Source organism: Streptomyces ardesiacus (assembly GCF_003112575.1).
GTDB classification, from domain to species: domain Bacteria; phylum Actinomycetota; class Actinomycetes; order Streptomycetales; family Streptomycetaceae; genus Streptomyces; species Streptomyces ardesiacus.
Genome location: NZ_BEWC01000029.1, coordinates 1 through 1,471 on the forward strand (window position 1 = coordinate 1; position 1,471 = coordinate 1,471).

The window sequence follows — 1,471 nt, forward strand, 5'->3', positions numbered from 1 at the left end:
CTTCGCCCGAGGGTTTGTGGCGGGTGGTTCGGGATGGTGTGGATGCGATTGGGGAGTTTCCGGAGGATCGTTATTGGGATGTGGAGGGGTTGTTTGATCCGGTGCCGGGGGTGCCGGGGAAGAGTTATGCGCGTGAGGGTGGGTTTGTTCGTGGTGCGGCTGATTTTGATGCGGAGTTTTTCGGGATCAGTCCGAATGAGGCGTTGGAGATGGATCCGCAGCAGCGGTTGTTGTTGGAGTCGTCGTGGGAGGCGTTGGAGCGGGCGGGGATTGTTCCGGGTTCGTTGCGGGGGAGTGCGACGGGTGTTTTTGCTGGGGTGATGTATCACGATTATGCGGGGAGTGCGGCGTTGGGGAGTGTGGTGTCGGGGCGGGTGGCGTATGCGTTGGGGTTGGAGGGGCCGGCGGTGAGTGTGGATACGGCGTGTTCGTCGTCGTTGGTGGGGTTGCATTTGGCGGTGCAGTCGTTGCGGCGGGGTGAGTGTTCGTTGGCGTTGGCGGGTGGGGTGACGGTGATGGCGACGCCGGAGACGTTTGTGGAGTTTTCGCGTCAGCGGGGGTTGTCGGTGGATGGGCGGTGTCGGTCGTTTGGTGCGGGTGCGGGGGGGACGGGGTGGTCCGAGGGTGTGGGTGTGTTGGTGGTGGAGCGGTTGTCGGATGCGCGGCGGCTGGGGCACGAGGTGCTGGCGGTGGTGAGTGGCACGGCCGTCAACCAGGACGGTGCCAGCAGCGGTCTGACCGCGCCGAATGGTCCGTCGCAGCAGCGGGTGATTCGTGCGGCGTTGGCGGATGCGGGTGTGTCGGCGGTGGATGTGGATGTGGTGGAGGCGCACGGGACGGGGACGGTGCTGGGGGATCCGATCGAGGCGCAGGCGTTGATTGCGGCGTATGGGCAGGGTCGTGGTGAGGATCGTCCGTTGTGGCTGGGGTCGGTGAAGTCGAACATCGGCCACACTCAGGCGGCTTCGGGTGTTGCCGGTGTGATCAAGATGGTGGGGGCGTTGCGGCATGGGGTGTTGCCGCGGACGTTGCATGCGGAGGTGCCGTCGGCGGAGGTGGACTGGTCGGCGGGTGCGGTGGAGTTGTTGCAGGAGCAGCGGGAGTGGAGTGCGGAGGAGGGGCGGACGCGTCGGGCCGGCGTGTCGTCCTTCGGTGTGAGCGGTACCAACGCCCACGTCATCGTCGAGGAGCCTCCGGCCGTGGAGACGCCGGCCGTTGAGGACTCGACGGCTCCCGCCCTGCCCGCGATCCCCTGGGTGCTGTCGGCGCGCAACGAGGACGCGCTGGCCGCCCAGGCCGAGAACTTGGTGTCCTTCGTGCAGGACCGGCCGGAGGCCGGTCTGCTGGACGTGGGGTATTCGCTGGCGGTGTCGCGGGCGCGGTTCGAGCGTCGTGCGGTGGTGGTGGGTGGTTCGTATGAGGAGTTGGTGGAGCGGTTGGTGCGGGGTGTGGTGGGGGTTCGTGTGGTTGA

The 1,471-nt window shown here is 66.8% G+C and carries 1 protein-coding gene; it reads left to right on the forward strand.

What is annotated here, in order from left to right; translation table 11 throughout:
- Positions 1–1,471: type I polyketide synthase (locus Sdi02f_RS35505; protein ID WP_167458305.1), on the forward strand; the 1,471-nt coding region annotated here is incomplete at both ends.